The sequence below is a fragment of the Cupriavidus sp. PET2-C1 genome, assembly GCF_054515855.1.
This window is the reverse complement of sequence record NZ_CM137259.1, coordinates 3557569-3575143: the sequence shown is the minus strand read 5'-3', so window position 1 is coordinate 3575143 and position 17575 is coordinate 3557569. Positions and strand designations below refer to the sequence as shown.

The window sequence follows — 17575 nt, the reverse complement described above, 5'->3', positions numbered from 1 at the left end:
GGCGCGCACGCCGCGAGGATGTCCGGTGCGTGCCAATACCAGATACGCGGCGCTTGATGAACTAAGCCTTCTGGGCGGCCCGTCATCCATTGTGGCGCGCGGACGGACCCCGCAAGGGCGCGCGACGGTGCGGGGAAACCGGCCATGAACGTTGCCAGCGCAAGGCTGGCCGGCGCACACCCGCTCCCGGCTACGTGAAGGCCGCCATCGTGGAGCGCAGTCCGCCTCCATTCGCATCCCCCATTCGCACGAATGGAAAAAGATCTCAAGTTCAATACATTTAAAGCGGTGCAACTTGTCTTGTCGGGTAATGCCGTCTAAGTTGGCAAGACAACACGCGCCAGGCAAGCACATCGGCGCGCAACCGTGCCGGGTGGCTCGGCGCCGGCACAATTTTCGGATGGGGTTTCAGAGCGCGCCGGTCCCGCAACGGGGGGCGGCCCGCTCGGTTGGGAGGCGGGATGTTGCATTCATTCTTCTTCGATACAGCTGCGCGGCAGCCCGGCGACCACGCCTTGTGGGTCGACGGCCGCTTTTACGCTTACGAGGAACTGCGCGCACGCGCGGGCCGCGTGAGTGCCGCGCTGGCGGCGTATGCAGGGGACGGGCGCCGCAACTGCGTCCTGTTCGCGCACCGCAGCGTCTCGGCGTACACCGGTCTGCTCGGCGTGCTCGCGGCGGGCATGGCCTACGTGCCGTTGCACCCCAAATTCCCCTTGGCACGCAACGCCGCCATTGTCGAGCGCTCGGGTGCGCGGGTGATGCTGGTCGATCACGCATGCGCACCGCAGCTTGAGGCGCTGATGCCGTTGCTGCCCCCGGATTTGCACATCGTCCTCCTGGATCCGGAGTCGCTGCCGGAAACCGGGTGTCCGGGAGGCAGCGCGCGCTTTGCCCCGCTGCCTCCGGCGCCTTTCGTGCATGACCCGCCCGGCCAGCTTGCCGCCGTCTCGGGAGACGATCTTGCCTACCTGATCTTCACCTCCGGTACCAGCGGGCCGCCCAAGGGTGTGATGATCCCGCATGCCAGCGCCGTGGCCTATGTCAGCGCACAGATGCAGCGCTTTCCATGCGAGCCCGGGGCGCGCTTCAGCCAGTTCGCCGATCTCACCTTCGATTTCTCGGTACATGACATGCACGTCTGCTGGGCGAACGGGGGCTGCCTTTATGTGCCCGCGCTGCAAGACCCGCTTTACCTGGCCGGCTTTATCCAGGAGCACAGGATTACCCATTGGGCCAGCGTGCCCTCCGTGCTGGCGCTGATGCAGCAGTTTCGCAAGCTCACGCCTTGCGCGTTTCCCAGCGTGCGGATGACCTTGATGGGGGGCGAGGCCTTGCCCAAGACGCTGGCGCGGGCATGGTCGCGGGCGGCGCCGAACACCCGCATCGTCAACGGCTACGGACCCACCGAGGCGACGGTGATCATGCTCACCTTCGAGCTGACCGAGGCGTTTCTTGCCGATGCGTCGCGCCCCGCGGTGCCGCTCGGCAAGCCATATTCCGGGGTCGAGCTGATGATCGTCGACGATGCGCTTGCGCCGGTGCCGCCCGGTGCGCAGGGTGAACTGCTGATTGGCGGCGCGCAGCTTGCCAAGGGCTATCTCGGTGCCAACCCGCTCGACGCGCAGCGCTTCTTTACCCGCGCCTATCCCGAGCGGGCGTGCAGCCGCTGGTACCGCACCGGCGATGCCGTGGCCGAATCCCCCGACGGCTTCCTCTATCACGGCCGCATCGACACGCAGGTGAAGATTCGCGGCAACCGCGTGGAATTGCAGGAGATCGAGCAGGTGGTGCAGGCTGCCAGCGGCAGCGCGCAGTGCGCCGTGCTGGCGTGGCCACTGGATAACGCCGGCAAGCCGATGGGGCTGGTCGCCTTTGTGCAGGCACCGGGCGACGCCTCGCCGGGCGAGCTCGGCGCGCGCCTGGCGCGGATCCGCCAGGCGTGCAGGCAGAGCCTGCCCGTCTACGCGCAGCCGGATCGCATTGTCAGCCTCGACGGCCTTCCCATGAACGTGAACGGCAAGATCGATCGCGGCCAGTTGCAGGCGCGCTGCGAGCGCCTGGCCGTTGGTGGCGGGGATGCACGGCAGGCGAGCCGCAAGGCGTTTGCGCCATGACGCCGCTGCATTTCGACGGATGTTTTGGCTGGTACCACCCGGCCCAGGGTCAGCGCGCGGTACTGCTGTGCAATGCGATCGGGCACGAAGCCTTGTGGACGCATGCCGGCCTGGCGCGGCTGGCGGAGCGGCTCGCGGCCCAGGGCGTGCCTGTGCTCAGGTTCGACTATCCAGGCACCGGTGACTCCGCCGACCTTGACCATGCCGGCGTGCCGGGCGCGTCCTGTGTCGACGCCTGGCTTGCAGGGATCGATGCTGCTGGCAAGTTGCTCAGGCGCTTGTCCGGTGCCCAGGAACTCGTGCTGCTGGGCGTGCGCGGGGGCGCCTTGCTGGCGGCACTGGCTGCCGGGCGCGGCGTGGCCGGGCGGCGCGTCGATGCGCTGGCCCTGCTCGCGCCCGTGGCGAGCGGCAGGCTGCTGGTGCGGGAGATGAAGATGATCGCGCAGACCTGGCGCTCGCTTGCTTGCCGCGCTGTGGAGCCGGAGCCGGGGCCGGTGCCTGGCGCTGGCCAGCAATCGGGCATGGACATCCTGGGCATCCATTTCACCGATGCCGCGATCGATGGCCTTGGCGGCATCGACCTGATCAATGCGCCGTGCGCCCCCGCCCCACAAATCCTGATCGCGGGCGGCGAGCCTCAGATGGCCCCGCTGGCGCGCCACTACGGCACGCTGGGCGCGCAGGTGCGGATGTTGCCTTTCCCTGACCTGATCGACTGGCTGCAGGACCCGTTGCATGGCACGCCGCCGGACGCGACCTTCGCGGAGGTGGCCGGCTGGATTGCCGCCATGGCGTCAGCGGCGCCAGTTGGCGAGCCCGCTCCGGCTGGCCGCGCGATGGCAGCGGGGACGGTTTCGTGCCTGCGCGCCGGCGAGTGGGCGGAAACGCCGGTGCGCTTTGGCCAGGGCCTGTTCGGCATGTTGTGCGAGCCGCGCGGGCCGCGCATCGAGCGGCCGGCCGTGCTGATCAACAATTCCGGCGGCACGCATCACGTCGGTGCCGGCCGTTGCGGGGTCATGCTGGCGCGCCGGCTGGCGGCACGCGGTGTTGCCTCGTTTCGCATCGATGTGCGGGGCATCGGGGACGCATCGGTTGGCGCGCAGGCCATCGCGGCGGTGCCGGCCGATCCGGAGGGGTACCGCGATGCTGTCGCTGCCTGCGACTGGCTGCTTGCTCACGGCCATCGCGAGGTGGTGGCTTTCGGCGTGAGCTACGGCGCCAATGTCAGCTTGCACGCCGCGGGCGCGCACCCGGGCGTGGTGGGCGCCGTGCTGGTCAACCTGCAGCGCTTGCTGCGCCGGGAGACCTTTACCCGGCCCCGGTGGCTGATCCATGGCCGCAGCGCACCCACGGCAGAAGAGGGCGCACCCGGCATCGATGCGGCATCGGTCCTGCCCAAGCCTGCCGCGCACGAGCAGCAGGAGATCGAGGGCTTGCTCCAGTCGCTCGACGCGCGCGGCACGGCGCTGCGCCTGCTGTTCGGGCCGGACGATCCCGGGCCTTTCGAGCTGGCGCGGTTCTTCGGGCCGACGCTGGCCGGCCTCGCCGGCTTCTCGCAGTTGCAGATCGAGACCATCGATGGCCTGGACCACGGCATGCTCAACCCGCCCGGGCGGGCGCGGGTGATCGACTATTGCGTCGACCTGTTATGCGGCCCCTTGCATCCCGGGGCGGACCTTCGGGATCGGCTGCAACGCATTGCCGAGCCGTGGCGTCGCCCCCCGGGTTGCCGGCGAACGTGCGGCTGACAGTGCTCGGCGTCGGCGCATAGGCCCGCTTGCCCGTTTGCCCGTTTGCCCGTTTGCCCGGCAGGCCCGGCAGGCCCGGCAGGCCCGGCAGGCCCGGCAGGCCCGGCAGGCCCGGCAGGCCCGGCAGGCCCGGCGCCAATCCTGCGCCGTGCGGAGCAGGGCGGCTAGAATGGCTGACTTTTTGGCCGCGGGGCATGCAGTAACACGCATGCAGTGTCCCGCTTACCTTGCCAGGGACCGCCGATCCTGACCGGATGGACCCTGCCAGCCACGGCAGAGCATGAATCCCATTTCCTTGAACGAACTCCATGTTGCGCATCCGGCCTTTGGCAAGATGCTCGATGATCTGATCCGCGACGCGGGTGGCCCTGGCTTCATCTGGCAATTGGCGGTCCTCGCCGCTTGCCTGGCGGTGGCCTGGCCATTGGCCAGACTGATCGTCAAGCGCCTCGAAGCCCGCTACGCCGGATCCAGCTTCTCCCTGCGTTTCGCCGCCGCCAGCCTGGAACGCGCCATGTTCCCGTTGTTCGGCTGGCTGCTGGTGATGGGTGCGCGCTTCGGGCTGGAGCCGATGATGTCCATCAGCGTGCTACGGCTCGCATTGGTGCCCCTTTCCGGCATTACCTTCCTGTATTTCGCCTTCTACATCCTGCGTCGCGTCATGTCGGGCAATGGCCAGTTGCATGGCATGCTGCTACTGGTCGAAAAAGTGCTGACGACCCTGGTTTGGGCGGCGATGGCGCTTTATGTGCTGGGTTTGCTGTGGGATGTGGTGAATTGGATGGACGGCATCCGTTTTTCGCTGGGCGGCAAGCAGAAGATCAGCCTGGCGGACACGCTGGTGGCCATCGTCTGGATCCTGGTCACCGTCCTGGTGGCGATGTGGTTCGGCTCATGGCTGGAAGAGCGCCTGATGCGGTCGGCCGGGCTGGATAGCAACCTGAAGGTGGTCCTGAGCCGGATTTCAAAGGCGCTGCTGCTGCTCGTGTCCCTGCTGCTGAGCCTGTCGCTGGTCGGCATCGACCTCACCGTGCTGTCCGTGTTCGGTGGCGCGCTGGGCGTTGGCCTGGGGCTGGGCTTGCAAAAGATCGCCAGCAACTACATCTCCGGATTCATCATCCTGCTGGACCGGTCGGTCAAGCTGGGCGACCAGATCACCGTCGACAAGTACACGGGGATCGTTTCTCAGATCCGGACGCGGTACACCGTGGTGCGCAACGGCGATGGCGAAACCCTGGTGCCGAACGAGCAGCTGGTGGCGCAGGCGGTGCAGAACCATTCGTTCTCCAATACCCATGTGCGCGTGGCGACACGTGTGCAGGCCGATTACGCGGCGGATCCTGAAGTGGTGCTCGCCTTGCTCGTAGAGGCCGCCCAGGATATCCCGCGCTTGATGCCGCAGCCGGGCCCGTCGGCATTTCTGGTGTTGTTCGGCGACAATGGCATCGAATACGAGCTTGCCGGCTATATCGCCGATCCTCAGAATGGTAAGCTGAGCGTGCAATCGGCGATGAACCGGGCGATATGGCGGAAGTTCAAGGAGCATGGCATCTCGATCCCGTATCCGCAGCGAGAGGTGCGGGTGCTGGGGAAAGTGGAAGTCGACAGCAATGCTGGCCCCGTAAAAGAAGTGCAAGGGGCACAACTCGATTTGCCGGGTGTCCGCAGGGGATTGGCATTCTGAGCGTTCACGGGGCGTTTAGGCCACCTTATGGAACAATCCGTGTTGCTTAGCGTCAAACTGAGGGAAAAAGCGGATGTCCGTGCGATGCGGTTCCGGTAGAATCCAGGGTAGTTGCGGGTTCATTCGGAAAGCACGTTTCGTTCGGGTGAGTTTGTTCGACCTCCCGCCCCACACCAGACAGCCGCCAGATTGCAGCGGCTCGTGTCCAGTCCGCCGGCAGGCAGCAGTTTTGCCCATGGCGCCAGGCGCGCGTGCCTTGGGGGCTCCGGCGAATGCCGGGGTTTCAGGCAGGTGCCGTATGACGCAATCATTGAATTTGCAGTCCTTTTTCTGCACTTTGTTTGCGGCTCGCCCTGTCGTGCCGCACTGAATGCCCCTGTTTAATCGACGGAGAACAGTTTGTTCGACACTATTCTTGACTGGGCCGCTAATGGCCTCGCCAACTGGTCCTGGTGGGAGATCGTGATCTACACCCTCGTGGTGACGCACATCACCATCGCGGGCGTCACCATCTACCTGCACCGCTGCATGGCGCACCGGTCGCTGGATCTGCACCCTATCGTTTCGCATTTCTTCCGTGGCTGGCTGTGGCTGACCACCGGCATGGTCACCAAAGAGTGGACCGCCATTCACCGCAAGCACCACGCCAAGTGCGAGACCGAAGACGATCCCCACAGCCCGCAGACCCGCGGCATCCGCAAGGTGCTGCTGGAAGGCGCGGAGCTGTATCGCGCCGAGTCCAAGAACAAGGAAACCATCACCAAGTTCGGTCATGGCACGCCCAATGACTGGGTCGAGCGCAATGTCTACTCGCGCTTTGGCTGGCAAGGCGTTGGCCTGATGCTGATCATCGACGTCGCCCTGTTCGGCGTGATCGGCCTGAGCGTGTGGGCCGTGCAGATGCTGTGGATCCCGATCCACGCCGCCGGCATCATCAATGGCCTGGGCCACTGGTGGGGTTATCGCAATTACGATTGCGAGGACGCTTCGACCAATGTCTCGCCGTGGGGCATCATCATCGGCGGCGAAGAACTGCACAACAACCACCACACCTACCCGACGTCGGCCAAGTTCTCGATCAAGTGGTACGAGTTCGACATCGGCTGGGGCTACATCCGCGCCATGCAGGCTGTTGGCCTGGCCAAGGTCAAGAAGACCCCGCCGAAGGCGCGCCTGGTGGATGCCCGCCCGGTTGACCACAACACGCTGGAAGCCATCATTGCCAATCGCTATGATGTGATGGCGCGCTATGCCAAGGCGGTCAAGAGCGCCTACAAGCAGGAACTGGAAAAGCTGAAGGAAGCCCGCGTGGCCGAGTACAGCAGCCTCAAGCCGGCTCGCAAGTGGTTCCACCGCGAAGAAGCCAAGCTGGCCGATCCGCAGCGCCAGCAACTGGCCAGCATCGTGGAGCAGAACAAGTCGCTGCATACCTTCGTGGAAATGCGCCGCGAGCTGGCCGCGATCTGGGGCCGCTCCAACCTGACGCGCGAACAGCTGCTGGCGCAGCTGCAGGCCTGGTGCCACCGCGCCGAGGCCAGCGGCATCCAGGCACTGCACGATTTCTCGCTGCGCCTGCGCCGTTATGCCTGATGCGGGCTGATGCCCGAGCTGGCGTGGCCTGATACAATTTAGCTCGCCCAAAAGCCCCGCCTCTGGCGGGGCTTTTGTTTTCGCTAAACTCCCCCAATATCAGGGCCAGCGGCGACAAGCGGATACCAAGCGGAATTCCGAGGCACGCTGTCCAAGAGGAGTATCGGAGATGACCCCCCAAACGATCAAAGCCGTCGAGTTCGAAAAGCCGAACCTCTCGACGGAGTCCCCCGAAGGCGGCAGCTGTGTCGCCCACGCCTGGGCCAAAGTGCCTCCCGTGCTGTCGGCACAGGAGCGCACGGCGCTCAAAGCGCGCATCAAGACCCTGCTGAAACAACGCAATGCGGTGCTTGTCGCGCACTATTACGTGGATTCCGACCTGCAGGACCTGGCCGAGGAAACCGGCGGCTGCGTGTCGGACTCGCTGGAGATGGCGCGCTTTGGCCGCGATCATCCGGCCAAGACGCTGGTGGTGGCGGGGGTCCGATTCATGGGCGAGACCGCAAAGATCCTCAGCCCGGAAAAGACCGTGCTGATGCCCGACCTGGACGCAACCTGCTCGCTTGACCTGGGCTGCCCGTCCGACGAATTCGCCGCGTTCTGCGACGCGCATCCCGATCGCACGGTGGTGGTCTATGCCAACACCAGCGCCGCCGTGAAGGCGCGCGCCGACTGGATGGTGACCTCGAGCATTGGCCTGAAGATCGTCGAGCACCTGCACGCGCGCGGCGAAAAGATCCTGTGGGCCCCGGACAAGCACCTGGGCGGCTATATCCAGAAGCAGACCGGCGCCGACATGCTCTTGTGGCAGGGTTCCTGCCTGGTGCACGACGAGTTCAAGGGCATCGAGCTTGACCTGCTGCGCCGGGAGTTTCCCAATGCCAAGATTCTGGTGCATCCGGAGTCGCCGGCCAATGTGGTTGAGCAGGCCGATGTGGTGGGCTCGACTTCGCAACTGATCGCGGCGGTAAAGGAGCTGGACGCGCGCGAGTTCATCGTTGCGACCGACAACGGCATCCTGCACAAGATGCGCCTGGCCGCACCCGACAAGCATTTCATCGAAGCCCCCACTGCCGGCAACAGCGCGACCTGCAAGAGTTGCGCGCACTGCCCCTGGATGGCGATGAATGCACTGACCAATCTGGCTGAAGTGCTGGAGAAGGGTCATAACGAAATCCATGTCGACGCGGATATCGGCCGCCAGGCCGTGACCTGCATCGACCGCATGCTCGACTTCGCCGCGCAGCAGAAGGCCAATGTGCGGCCCAAGGCCGACCTGGCCAGCGAGCAGGCCTTGTTCAAGGGAATCGGCCCGGCATGAGCAGCAATCCAAACCTGAACTCCGTGAATTCGAACGTCAACGCTATTTTCGACAGCTATGGCCCGGCGCTCGCCGAGGCGCTCCAGGCCAATGTCAGCGCCGCCATTGCCGAAGATGTCGGCGGCGGCGACTTGACCGGCATGCTGGTGCCCGCCGGCAAGCCGGCGCGGGCACGCGTGATCGTGCGCGAGCAAGCCGTGCTGTGCGGCCAGCCGTGGTTCGAGGCGTGCATGCGCGCGGTCGATCCCGCGCTACAGGTCGTCTGGAAGCAGGCCGAGGGTGCCCGCATGGCGCCGGACTCGGTGGTCTGCGAGATCACCGGCCCGGCTCGTTCGCTGCTGACCGCGGAGCGGCCGTCGCTGAATTTCCTGCAGTTGTTGTCCGGCGTGGCGACTGCCACGCGCCGCTATGCCGACCTGGTCGAAGGTACCCGGGCGCGCGTGCTCGATACCCGCAAGACGTTGCCGGGCCTGCGCCTGGCGCAGAAGTACGCGGTCAGGGTCGGCGGTGGCGACAACCAGCGCCTGGCGTTGTATGACGGCATCCTGATCAAGGAAAACCACATTGCCGCGGCCGGCAGCATCACCGCCGCCATGCAGGCAGCCGCCGCGCTGGATGCTGGTGTGTCGGTCCAGGTCGAGGTGGAAAGCCTGGCCGAGCTGGAAGAGGCATTGGCGGCTGGCGCAAAATCGATCCTGATCGATAACTTTACCGAGGCGATGATGCGCGATGCCGTGCGTATCAACGCTGGGCGTGCCTTGCTGGAGGTCTCGGGCGGGGTCAATGCAGACACGATCCGTGCTTTTGCGGAGACCGGTGTGGACCGGATCTCGGTGGGGGCGCTAACCAAGGACGTGCGCGCGACGGATTATTCGTTGCGGATCATCGAATAATCGGGATCGGTCGGAGCATGAAAAAAGCGCGCCCAAGGCGCGCTTTTTTCATGGCGAGATCCAGGCGCGGGCCTACTTCACCCGTTCCCGCTTGAACACCGGCTGCATCACCGTGGGCAGCGCCTTCGGCAACGTCTCGGGATAGTCACGGCTGAAATGCAAACCACGGCTTTCGTGGCGCGAATACGCGCTATCCACGATCAACGAGGCGACTTCCACCAGGTTGCGCAGCTCCAGCAGGTCGCGGGTGACACGGAAGTTGGCGTAGTACTCCGCGATCTCCTCGCGCAGCAGGGTGATGCGGTGCTGGGCGCGCTCGAGCCGCTTGCTGGTGCGCACGATGCCCACGTAATTCCACATCATGCGGCGCAGCTCGTCCCAGTTGTGCGAGACCACGACTTCCTCGTCGGCATCCGCAACCCGGCTTTCATCCCACTGGGGCAGGGCGATGTCCGGTTGGCCGGCCTTATCCTGGCCGGCAATGTCGAGGGCTGCCGCGCGCCCGATCACCATGCATTCGAGCAGCGAATTGGAGGCCAGGCGGTTGGCGCCGTGCAGGCCCGTGCAGCCGGTCTCGCCTACGGCATAAAGATTGGCCAGATCGGTGCGGCCCGCGGTGTCGGTGACCACGCCGCCACAGGTATAGTGCGCCGCCGGTACCACGGGGATGGGCTCGCGGGCGATGTCGATGCCAAGTTCCAGGCACCTTGCGTGAATGGTCGGGAAGTGCTCGCGCAGGAAGGATTCGGGCTGGTGGCTGATGTCCAGATGCACGTAATCCAGGCCGCGCTTCTTCATCTCGAAGTCGATTGCGCGCGCCACCACGTCGCGCGGAGCCAGTTCGGCGCGTTCGTCGTGCTCTGGCATGAAGCGGGTGCCGTCGGGCAGCTTCAGCAGGCCGCCTTCGCCACGTACCGCTTCCGAAATCAGGAAAGACTTGGCGTAGGGGTGATACAGGCAGGTCGGGTGGAACTGGATGAACTCCATGTTCGACACCCGGCAGCCCGCACGCCAGGCCATGGCGATGCCATCGCCGGTGGCGGTGTCGGGGTTGGTGGTGTAGAGATAGACCTTGCCCGCGCCGCCTGTCGCCAGCACGGTGTGGGTGGCGGTAATGGTCCGCACTTCGCCACTGGCGTCTTCCAGCACGTAGAGGCCGTAACAGCGGTTGCCCGGCAGGCCAAGCTTGCTCGAGGTGATCAGGTCCACCGCGAAGTGGTCCTCGATGATCGTGATATTGGGGTGCTGGCGCGCCTGCTCGCTCAACGTGGACACGACGGCATGGCCGGTGGCGTCCGCCGCGTGGATGATGCGCCGGCGGCTATGGCCGCCTTCACGCGTGAGGTGGTAGCCGAGTTCCGCCTGGTCATCGCGGGTGAACGGCACGCCGCGGTCGATCAGCCACTGGATCGCTTCGCGCCCGTGCTCGACGATATAGCGCGTGGCGCTGTCATCGCAAAGGCCAGCACCTGCCACCAAGGTGTCCTGCGTGTGCTCATCGTGGCTGTCGCCTGAGTCCAGGACCGCGGCAATGCCGCCTTGGGCCCAGTCACTGGCGCCTTGCGTCATGGCACGTTTGCAAATGATGACAACCCGATGGGTGTCGGCCAGTTGCAGCGCGACCGTCAGACCGGCCAGTCCGCTGCCGACAATGGCGACATCGAAGTTCATGGTGCGAGAGACGCGCGCGGCGCGCGGTCGGGAGGCAGGAAAGCTGGAAAGTGTACACCGCCAGCGTGCTTGCGTGGGCAGGCAAGCCATGCGTGAGCCGGGTGCCGAGAGGCGTTGGCCGCGCAATGCGGCGCATGCTGCCCGGAAAAGCAAAAACCCCGCGTGAGCGGGGTTTCTACAGACATGCCGCGCGATCGGCATGCGGAAGACAGGATCAATTACTTGATCTTGGTTTCCTTGTACGACACGTGCTTGCGGGCGACGGGATCGAACTTCATGATCTCCATCTTTTCCGGCATCGTGCGCTTGTTCTTGGTGGTCGTGTAGAAGTGACCCGTACCTGCAGTCGACTCCAACTTGATTTTATCGCGTCCGCCCTTGCTGGCCATGATGTGCTCCTAATTAGACTTCGCCACGTGCGCGCAGATCCACGAGCACGGTGTCGATGCCTTTCTTGTCGATCAGGCGCAGGCCGGCGTTCGAGACGCGCAGGCTCACCCAGCGGTTTTCCGATTCAACAAAGAAACGACGATTCTGCAGGTTGGGCAGAAAACGACGCTTGGTCTTGTTGTTTGCGTGGGAAACGTTGTTGCCGACCATCGGCGCTTTCCCGGTCACTTGACAGACGCGTGCCATGAAGCACTCCTAACTCTTCTACGTGGACAATGTTCGCAACAGATCAACAAAAGGCGCGCTGGCCCGGACTGCAGCGGTTGAGACTTCAGCAAACGAGCATTATAGACCGGAAAGCACTGGTGAATCAATGCCTTCTCTCGTTTACCGTTCAGGGGTGTGCATCCGTGCGGTGCGCATCACAACACGCATCGCATCTTGCATCACAGCTGGCCGTGTTCGGCGAAGGAGTGGATGTTACTACCTGCGACGATGAAATGGTCAAGAACTTGCACGTCGATCAGGGCCAGGGAGCGGGACAGCGCGCGGGTCATGGTGAGGTCGGCGGCGCTGGGCGTGGTGTTCCCCGACGGGTGGTTGTGCGCCACGATGACCGCCGCGGCGTTATACGCAAGTGCCTTGCGGGCAACTTCGCGCGGATAGACGCTGGTTTGGGTCAGCGTGCCGCGAAACAGCTCCTCGCTGGCGAGCAGGCGGTTGCGCACGTCCAGGAACAGGCACAGGAACGCTTCGTAGGTCAGTCCCGCCAGTGACAGGCGCAGGTAGTCGCGCACCGCCGTGGGGGAATCCAGTGCCCCGGGCAGTTGCAGCTGCTCGCCCAGCGCGCGCCGGGTCAGCTCGCGGGCCGCTTGCAACTGCGCGTACTTGGCGCTGCCAACGCCCTTGACGCGTGCCAGTTGCCCGACGTCCGCCGCAAACAGGCTGCTGAGCGTGCCGAAATCGTTCAGCAGCTCCCGGGCGATGTCGACTGCACTTTTTCCCGCCACACCCACGCGCAGGAACACGGCAAGCAGTTCGGCGTCTGAGAGCGTGGCGGCCCCGCCGCTCAGCAGTTTCTCGCGTGGCCGCTCGTTGCTGGGCCAATCGGTAATGCGCATGGCACGATCCCCTCGGAACAATGGCACCGCGGACAAGGCGGCGCTCGGTCGAGTCGCTTACAATACGGGTTGTTGGTGCGACACGCACACTCGTGTCCGTAAGCGTCGCGTTAGACGCATCGACCCTAGAAGGCAGTGGGCAGGCGGTTTTCCGGCCCATGATGTCCTTCAATAGTTAGCGAAACGCAGCCCACCATAGCTGACGCCGCTAGCACCTGCTGATACCCATGGGTTCGTCCCTTGGGCATTGTTCTGCAAGGCTGGCTTACCGGTCAGCACCCCCCGATGGTTGTTTCCCGCCATTGGCGGGAAGTTCCATCCAACCCGCAGTATGGGGTCTGTTTGGCGTTGAATTCGTGTCGGATTTCGACACATTGTTTCTTGAAATCGGCCCGAATGGGTCGTCGAAACGCCAGTGGGCGGATGCCATTCGCCCACAAGGCGATAGCATTTGTAGGTCCGGTCCGTTGGGACTGGCAGGCAGGAATCGAGCGGAGCGAAAGCTCTGCACGCTATGGTTCGATCTGGTCGGTCCGTGAGGATGTCCAGATAGAGAACCTGCTATGCGACTAGCAGTAGCCTAGGGAGACACGCGTCACTGGTAACGGTGGGGTGTGAAGCTTTCCTGACAATGTAGCCCCCGCAAGGGTGCTGTCCAGCCGTGAGGCGGGGCAGTAGAGACTCCGAGCAGAACGGGGTTGAGGAGCTAGGCTGGCTGGTATGGGCAACGTAAGTGAACTGCTGATAAACGTCGTGAGTATTGCAGTGCCAAAGCTGCTGATAGGCACTAACCAAAAGGTGTTTGGTCGGTTGTCCCGCTCAACATTCGGGGCACGTCGTCAAAACGACCATCGGCGAATAGGCAGGCCCTAACCCGGTCTTGTAGCGTGCAGGGAACGTGGTAAGCCCGTATGGTTGCCAAAGTGCAGTAGGGCTAAGGCAGGCGAACCGCAAGGAACGCTGTTGACTGTGCGGGTATGGGAGGTTGGAAAAAGCGAACGCCGGGCTGTAATGGTCCGGATAGGGGTTGAGACATCATCCCACGCGAAAGCGGGCAGACTTCCAACGGGTCTATCGTCGCAGGACGACTGACAGATCTCGCTTGAAACCGAAGTTTCTTCCCTGAGGGACAACATTCCCTCAGGGGCATGTTGTCTCTGGATTTTGGGAAGAATTCTCAAGACAGGAGAGCAGCATGGAAGAGTTGATCCGAGAGGATGAATCTGCGCTCTCCGGCGCACCGCAATGCTGGGATGCCATCAATTGGCGCCGAGTGGAACGGAACGTTCGGGAGATGCAGATACGAATTGCGAAGGCAACGCAGGACAGGGATTGGCGCAGGGTGAAAGCTCTGCAACGATCGCTGACCCGCTCGTGGTCCGCCAAGGCATCGGCGGTCCGGCGAGTGACGGAAAATCGTGGGAAGAAAACGGCAGGCGTTGATCGTGTGCTGTGGGATTCGCCTGAATCCCGGTGGGAAGCCATCGGGAAGTTGAAGCGCCGAGGGTATCGGCCCATGCCATTGCGGCGGGTCTACATCCCTAAGGCCAATGGGAAGGAACGCCCACTAGGCATTCCGACCATGTTGGATCGAGCCATGCAGGCGCTATACCTGCTGGCGCTGGAGCCGGTGTCCGAAGGGACGAGCGATCCGAACTCGTATGGGTTCCGAATCAATCGTTCAACGGCGGATGCCATGTCCCAGCTGTTCCTGAACCTGTCCAAAAAGGCCTCGGCCCAATGGATTCTGGAAGGGGATATCAAAGGCTGCTTCGACCATATCAGTCATGACTGGCTGGAAAACAATGTCCTGATGGACAGAGTGATCCTCCGGAAGTGGTTGAAGGCTGGCGTGGTATTTCAGGGCCAGTTTCAGGCAACCGATGCTGGAACGCCGCAGGGAGGCATCATCTCCCCAACGCTGGCAAACGTGGCGCTAAACGGGTTGGAAGAGCAACTAGTGAAGTTCTTAGGGACAAAGCTGGGGGTCGCCAACACGAAGAAGCTGAAAGTGAATGTAGTGCGGTATGCGGATGACTTCGTGATCACCGGCAGTACGCCGGAAGTACTAGAGCGCGAAGTGAAGCCATGGGTGGAGCAGTTCCTGGCGGTAAGGGGACTGACGCTATCGACGGAGAAAACGCGTATCGTCAACATTGCGGAAGGTTTTGACTTCTTAGGGTGGAATTTCCGGAAGTACTCGGGAACGCTGCTCATCAAGCCGAGCAAGAGGAATGTGCAAGCGTTCTATCGCAAGGTGAAGGAGGTCATAAGTAGCCACAAGACGGTGAAGCAGTCGGAGCTAATTCGGCTGTTGAACCCGATGCTGAGGGGCTGGGCGCAGTATCACAGCCCTGTTGTTGCGAAGGCGGCGTTCAATCGTCTGGGGCACGACATATTTCGTGCTATCTGGCGATGGGCAAAGCGGAGACATCCGGGGAAGAGGGCCGACTGGGTACGAGCTAAGTATTTCGTATCTGAGGGTCAGCGGAACTGGGTGTTTGGAACCACTGTCACGAAAAGCGACGATAGTGAGGTGCTGATGGCGTTGTACTCGCTTGCGGGAACAGCCATCAAGCGTCACAAGAAAGTCAAAGGCGAATTCAACCCCTTTGACCCGGCGCAGGAGATGTACGGCGAAGCCTTGCGGCAGGAACGCATGCTCAACAGCATGGCGCACCGGAAGCGATGGATTAAGCTCTACATGTCCCAGCGAGGATTGTGTGCGCTCTGTCAGTGCAAGATGACCAAAGAGACTGGGTGGCATGATCACCACATCGTCTACCGCGTTAGCGGGGGATCGGATGCTCTAGGAAATCGCGTGCTGCTGCATCCGAACTGTCATGTTCAAGTACATAACCACGGCCTCTCTGTTGTGAAGCCGGTACCTTCGATCTGAAGGTGTTTTTGTGTAGGCTTGAGCCGTATGCGAGGAAACTCGCACGTACGGTTCTGAGGGGGGGATGGGTCCGCAAGGACCTGTCCCTACCCAACACTGGTTGAGCACCTATGACTTTGCAAACTTTTGCTTCCGGCCCGGCGGATGGGGACGGCACCGTGGATGGCCGCAAGACCGTGCAGGCGGACTCCTTCCTGACCCTTCACTACAGCATCTCCATGGAGAACGGCACTGAGATCGTCAGTACCTTCGCGGAGAAGCCGGCCACGCTGCTGCTTGGGCAAGGCCAATTCGCGCCTACACTGGAGCAGGCGCTGCTGGGCATGCCGGAGGGCGAGCGCATGACTTACCGGCTGGCGCCGGAGCACGCCTTCGGCCCGCGCAACCCCGATCTGCTGCAACGGGTTTCGCTGGCGACGCTGCGCGAGAACTCGTCGTTTGAAGAGGACTACGCGCCGGGCGACCTGGTTGAATTCAACGCGCCCGGCGGCGGAAAGTACGCCGGTGTGCTCAAGGAGATCGGCACGACGTCGGCGCTGTTCGATTTCAACCACCCGCTGGCCGGACAGACCATTCTGTTCGATGTCCAGTTGATCGGCATTCTCTAAGCAGACCACCGGCCGGGCCGTCGTGCCGGCACCCTTGAGTCGAATCCTTGCATGTCTGAACCCACTACAGCCCCCGATGCCGAGATCCTGATGGCGCAGCCGCGCGGCTTTTGCGCCGGCGTGGATCGCGCCATCGAGATCGTCGAGCGTGCCCTTGCGCGCTACGGCGCGCCGATTTACGTGCGCCACGAAATCGTCCACAACGCCTATGTGGTGGAGGACCTGCGCCGCAAGGGCGCGGTCTTCGTGCAGGAGCTCGAGGAAGTGCCGCCCGGCTCGACCGTGATCTTCAGCGCCCACGGCGTATCCAAGGAAGTGCGCGCCGACGCCACCGTGCGCGGCCTGAACGTATTCGATGCGACCTGCCCGCTGGTGACCAAGGTGCACGTGGAAGTCGGCAAGATGCGCACCGAAGGCTGCGAGATCATCATGATCGGCCACAAGGGCCATCCTGAAGTCGAGGGCACCATGGGGCAGGCCGAAGGCGGCATGCTGCTGGTCGAGTCTTCCGAGGATGTCGCCAAGCTGCACGTAGCGGATCCCGAGCGCCTGGCATTCGTGACCCAGACCACGCTGTCGGTGGACGAAACGCTGGAGATCGTCGCCGCGCTCAAGGCGCGCTTCCCGCTGATCCGCGAGCCCAAGAAGCAGGACATCTGCTACGCCACCCAGAACCGCCAGGATGCCGTGAAGTTCATGGCGCCCCAGGTGGAGGTGGTGATCGTGGTGGGCAGCCCAAACAGCTCCAACTCCAACCGCTTGCGCGAGCTCGCGGAGCGCCTGGGCGTGCCGGCCTACATGATCGATTCGCCCGATCAGCTCCAGCCGGAATGGATCGCGGGCAAGCGCCGCATCGGGCTGACCGCCGGCGCCTCCGCCCCCGAGGCACTGGCGCAGGCCATTGTCGCGCGCCTGCACCTTCTGGGTGCGCGCAACGTGCGCGCGCTGGATGGGATCGAGGAGAAGATGTCGTTCCCCTTGCCACGCGGCCTGCAACAGGCCACGTCCGCCTGATCAGCCTGCTTCACCTGACCGTCTGGCAAAACGGCCCGCTCTAGCGGGCCGTTGCTTTTTGCGCAGCCGCTTCTGCCTGGCAGGCGCACCTCGCGCGCGCCGGTTGCACGCCTTCGCGCACCATTCTCTCGCCAGGGTTGCACCAATATATAGCACTCTATATTGCCTGCTATCCCTTGGATAATGCACAAGCCCGGCATGAACGGCCATATACCTGTCTGTCTGAAAAGACAAATAAGGGAAATCCCTGTAATTGGGGATTTCCCTATTATGGTGCCGGCGCACTCGTTCGTTGTATTTGAATGAGACTGTTGATATTAAATGAAACACCTATTTAATACGCGTCCCCGTGAAGTGACTTAAAGGCTGCAAAGCCAACCTGTGGCAAGCGGTAGGCACGAATCTTGTTAGTATCAACGGCTAGCCTCCATGTAGGTGGGAATTGCCCCAATGTGTGCATTGGGGAAATTCCCTAGCTCATTTGGTGGGTTAATCCTTCAGGTTGTTGCGTCGCATATT

The 17575-nt window shown here is 63.2% G+C and carries 13 protein-coding genes; 9 read left to right on the top strand and 4 right to left on the bottom strand.

Translation table 11 applies throughout. The features are described 5' to 3' along the window. Window positions 1-461: 461 nt before the first annotated feature. The 6 genes from ACX12D_RS16085 (at window position 462) to nadC (ending at window position 9353) form a co-directional block, all read left to right on the top strand. Entirely contained in the window at window positions 462-2117 is a 1656-nt protein-coding gene (locus ACX12D_RS16085) for an amino acid adenylation domain-containing protein (RefSeq protein ID WP_459371908.1), read from the top strand. After that, window positions 2114-3865, top strand: coding sequence for a serine aminopeptidase domain-containing protein (locus ACX12D_RS16080; RefSeq protein ID WP_459371907.1), 1752 nt, complete (start codon window positions 2114-2116; stop codon window positions 3863-3865). Before ACX12D_RS16085 ends, ACX12D_RS16080 begins: the two co-directional genes overlap by 4 nt. A gap of 280 nt (window positions 3866-4145) precedes the next feature. Beyond that, entirely contained in the window at window positions 4146-5549 is a 1404-nt protein-coding gene (locus ACX12D_RS16075) for a mechanosensitive ion channel family protein (protein WP_459371906.1), read from the top strand. A 399-nt stretch (window positions 5550-5948) separates the two neighbouring features. Beyond that, entirely contained in the window at window positions 5949-7139 is a 1191-nt protein-coding gene (locus tag ACX12D_RS16070; protein WP_459371905.1) for a DesA family fatty acid desaturase, read from the top strand. Window positions 7140-7308: 169 nt separating this feature from the next. Then, entirely contained in the window at window positions 7309-8460 is a 1152-nt protein-coding gene (nadA, locus tag ACX12D_RS16065) for a quinolinate synthase NadA (protein ID WP_459371904.1), read from the top strand. Continuing rightward, window positions 8457-9353 (top strand): carboxylating nicotinate-nucleotide diphosphorylase, encoded by an 897-nt coding sequence (gene nadC / locus ACX12D_RS16060; protein WP_459371903.1) that lies wholly within the window; start codon window positions 8457-8459, stop codon window positions 9351-9353. Before nadA ends, nadC begins: the two co-directional genes overlap by 4 nt. A gap of 72 nt (window positions 9354-9425) precedes the next feature. On the opposite strand, the gene nadB is transcribed toward nadC, so the two are convergent. From nadB to radC, 4 genes are all read right to left on the bottom strand, one after another. Beyond that, window positions 9426-11024 carry an L-aspartate oxidase gene (gene nadB, locus ACX12D_RS16055; RefSeq protein WP_459371902.1) on the bottom strand — a complete coding sequence of 533 codons (1599 nt, stop codon included), beginning with the start codon at window positions 11022-11024 and terminating at the stop codon, window positions 9426-9428. Between the two features lie 218 nt (window positions 11025-11242). Next, entirely contained in the window at window positions 11243-11413 is a 171-nt protein-coding gene (gene rpmG / locus ACX12D_RS16050; RefSeq protein ID WP_006157508.1) for a 50S ribosomal protein L33, read from the bottom strand. 13 nt (window positions 11414-11426) lie between these two features. Then, window positions 11427-11660 carry a 50S ribosomal protein L28 gene (gene rpmB, locus ACX12D_RS16045; RefSeq protein WP_006157507.1) on the bottom strand — a complete coding sequence of 78 codons (234 nt, stop codon included), beginning with the start codon at window positions 11658-11660 and terminating at the stop codon, window positions 11427-11429. A 200-nt stretch (window positions 11661-11860) separates the two neighbouring features. Continuing rightward, window positions 11861-12535: a RadC family protein gene (gene radC / locus ACX12D_RS16040; RefSeq protein ID WP_459371901.1), complete on the bottom strand. Its 675-nt coding sequence runs from the start codon at window positions 12533-12535 to the stop codon at window positions 11861-11863. A gap of 1195 nt (window positions 12536-13730) precedes the next feature. On the opposite strand from radC, the gene ltrA reads away from it, so the two are divergent. The 3 genes from ltrA (at window position 13731) to ispH (ending at window position 17056) form a co-directional block, all read left to right on the top strand. Beyond that, window positions 13731-15434 (top strand): group II intron reverse transcriptase/maturase, encoded by a 1704-nt coding sequence (gene ltrA / locus ACX12D_RS16035; RefSeq protein ID WP_459371900.1) that lies wholly within the window; start codon window positions 13731-13733, stop codon window positions 15432-15434. Window positions 15435-15544: 110 nt separating this feature from the next. Continuing rightward, window positions 15545-16042 (top strand): FKBP-type peptidyl-prolyl cis-trans isomerase, encoded by a 498-nt coding sequence (locus tag ACX12D_RS16030; protein WP_459371899.1) that lies wholly within the window; start codon window positions 15545-15547, stop codon window positions 16040-16042. A 51-nt stretch (window positions 16043-16093) separates the two neighbouring features. Beyond that, window positions 16094-17056 (top strand): 4-hydroxy-3-methylbut-2-enyl diphosphate reductase, encoded by a 963-nt coding sequence (ispH, locus tag ACX12D_RS16025; RefSeq protein ID WP_459371898.1) that lies wholly within the window; start codon window positions 16094-16096, stop codon window positions 17054-17056. The last annotated feature ends 519 nt before the right edge of the window (window positions 17057-17575 follow it).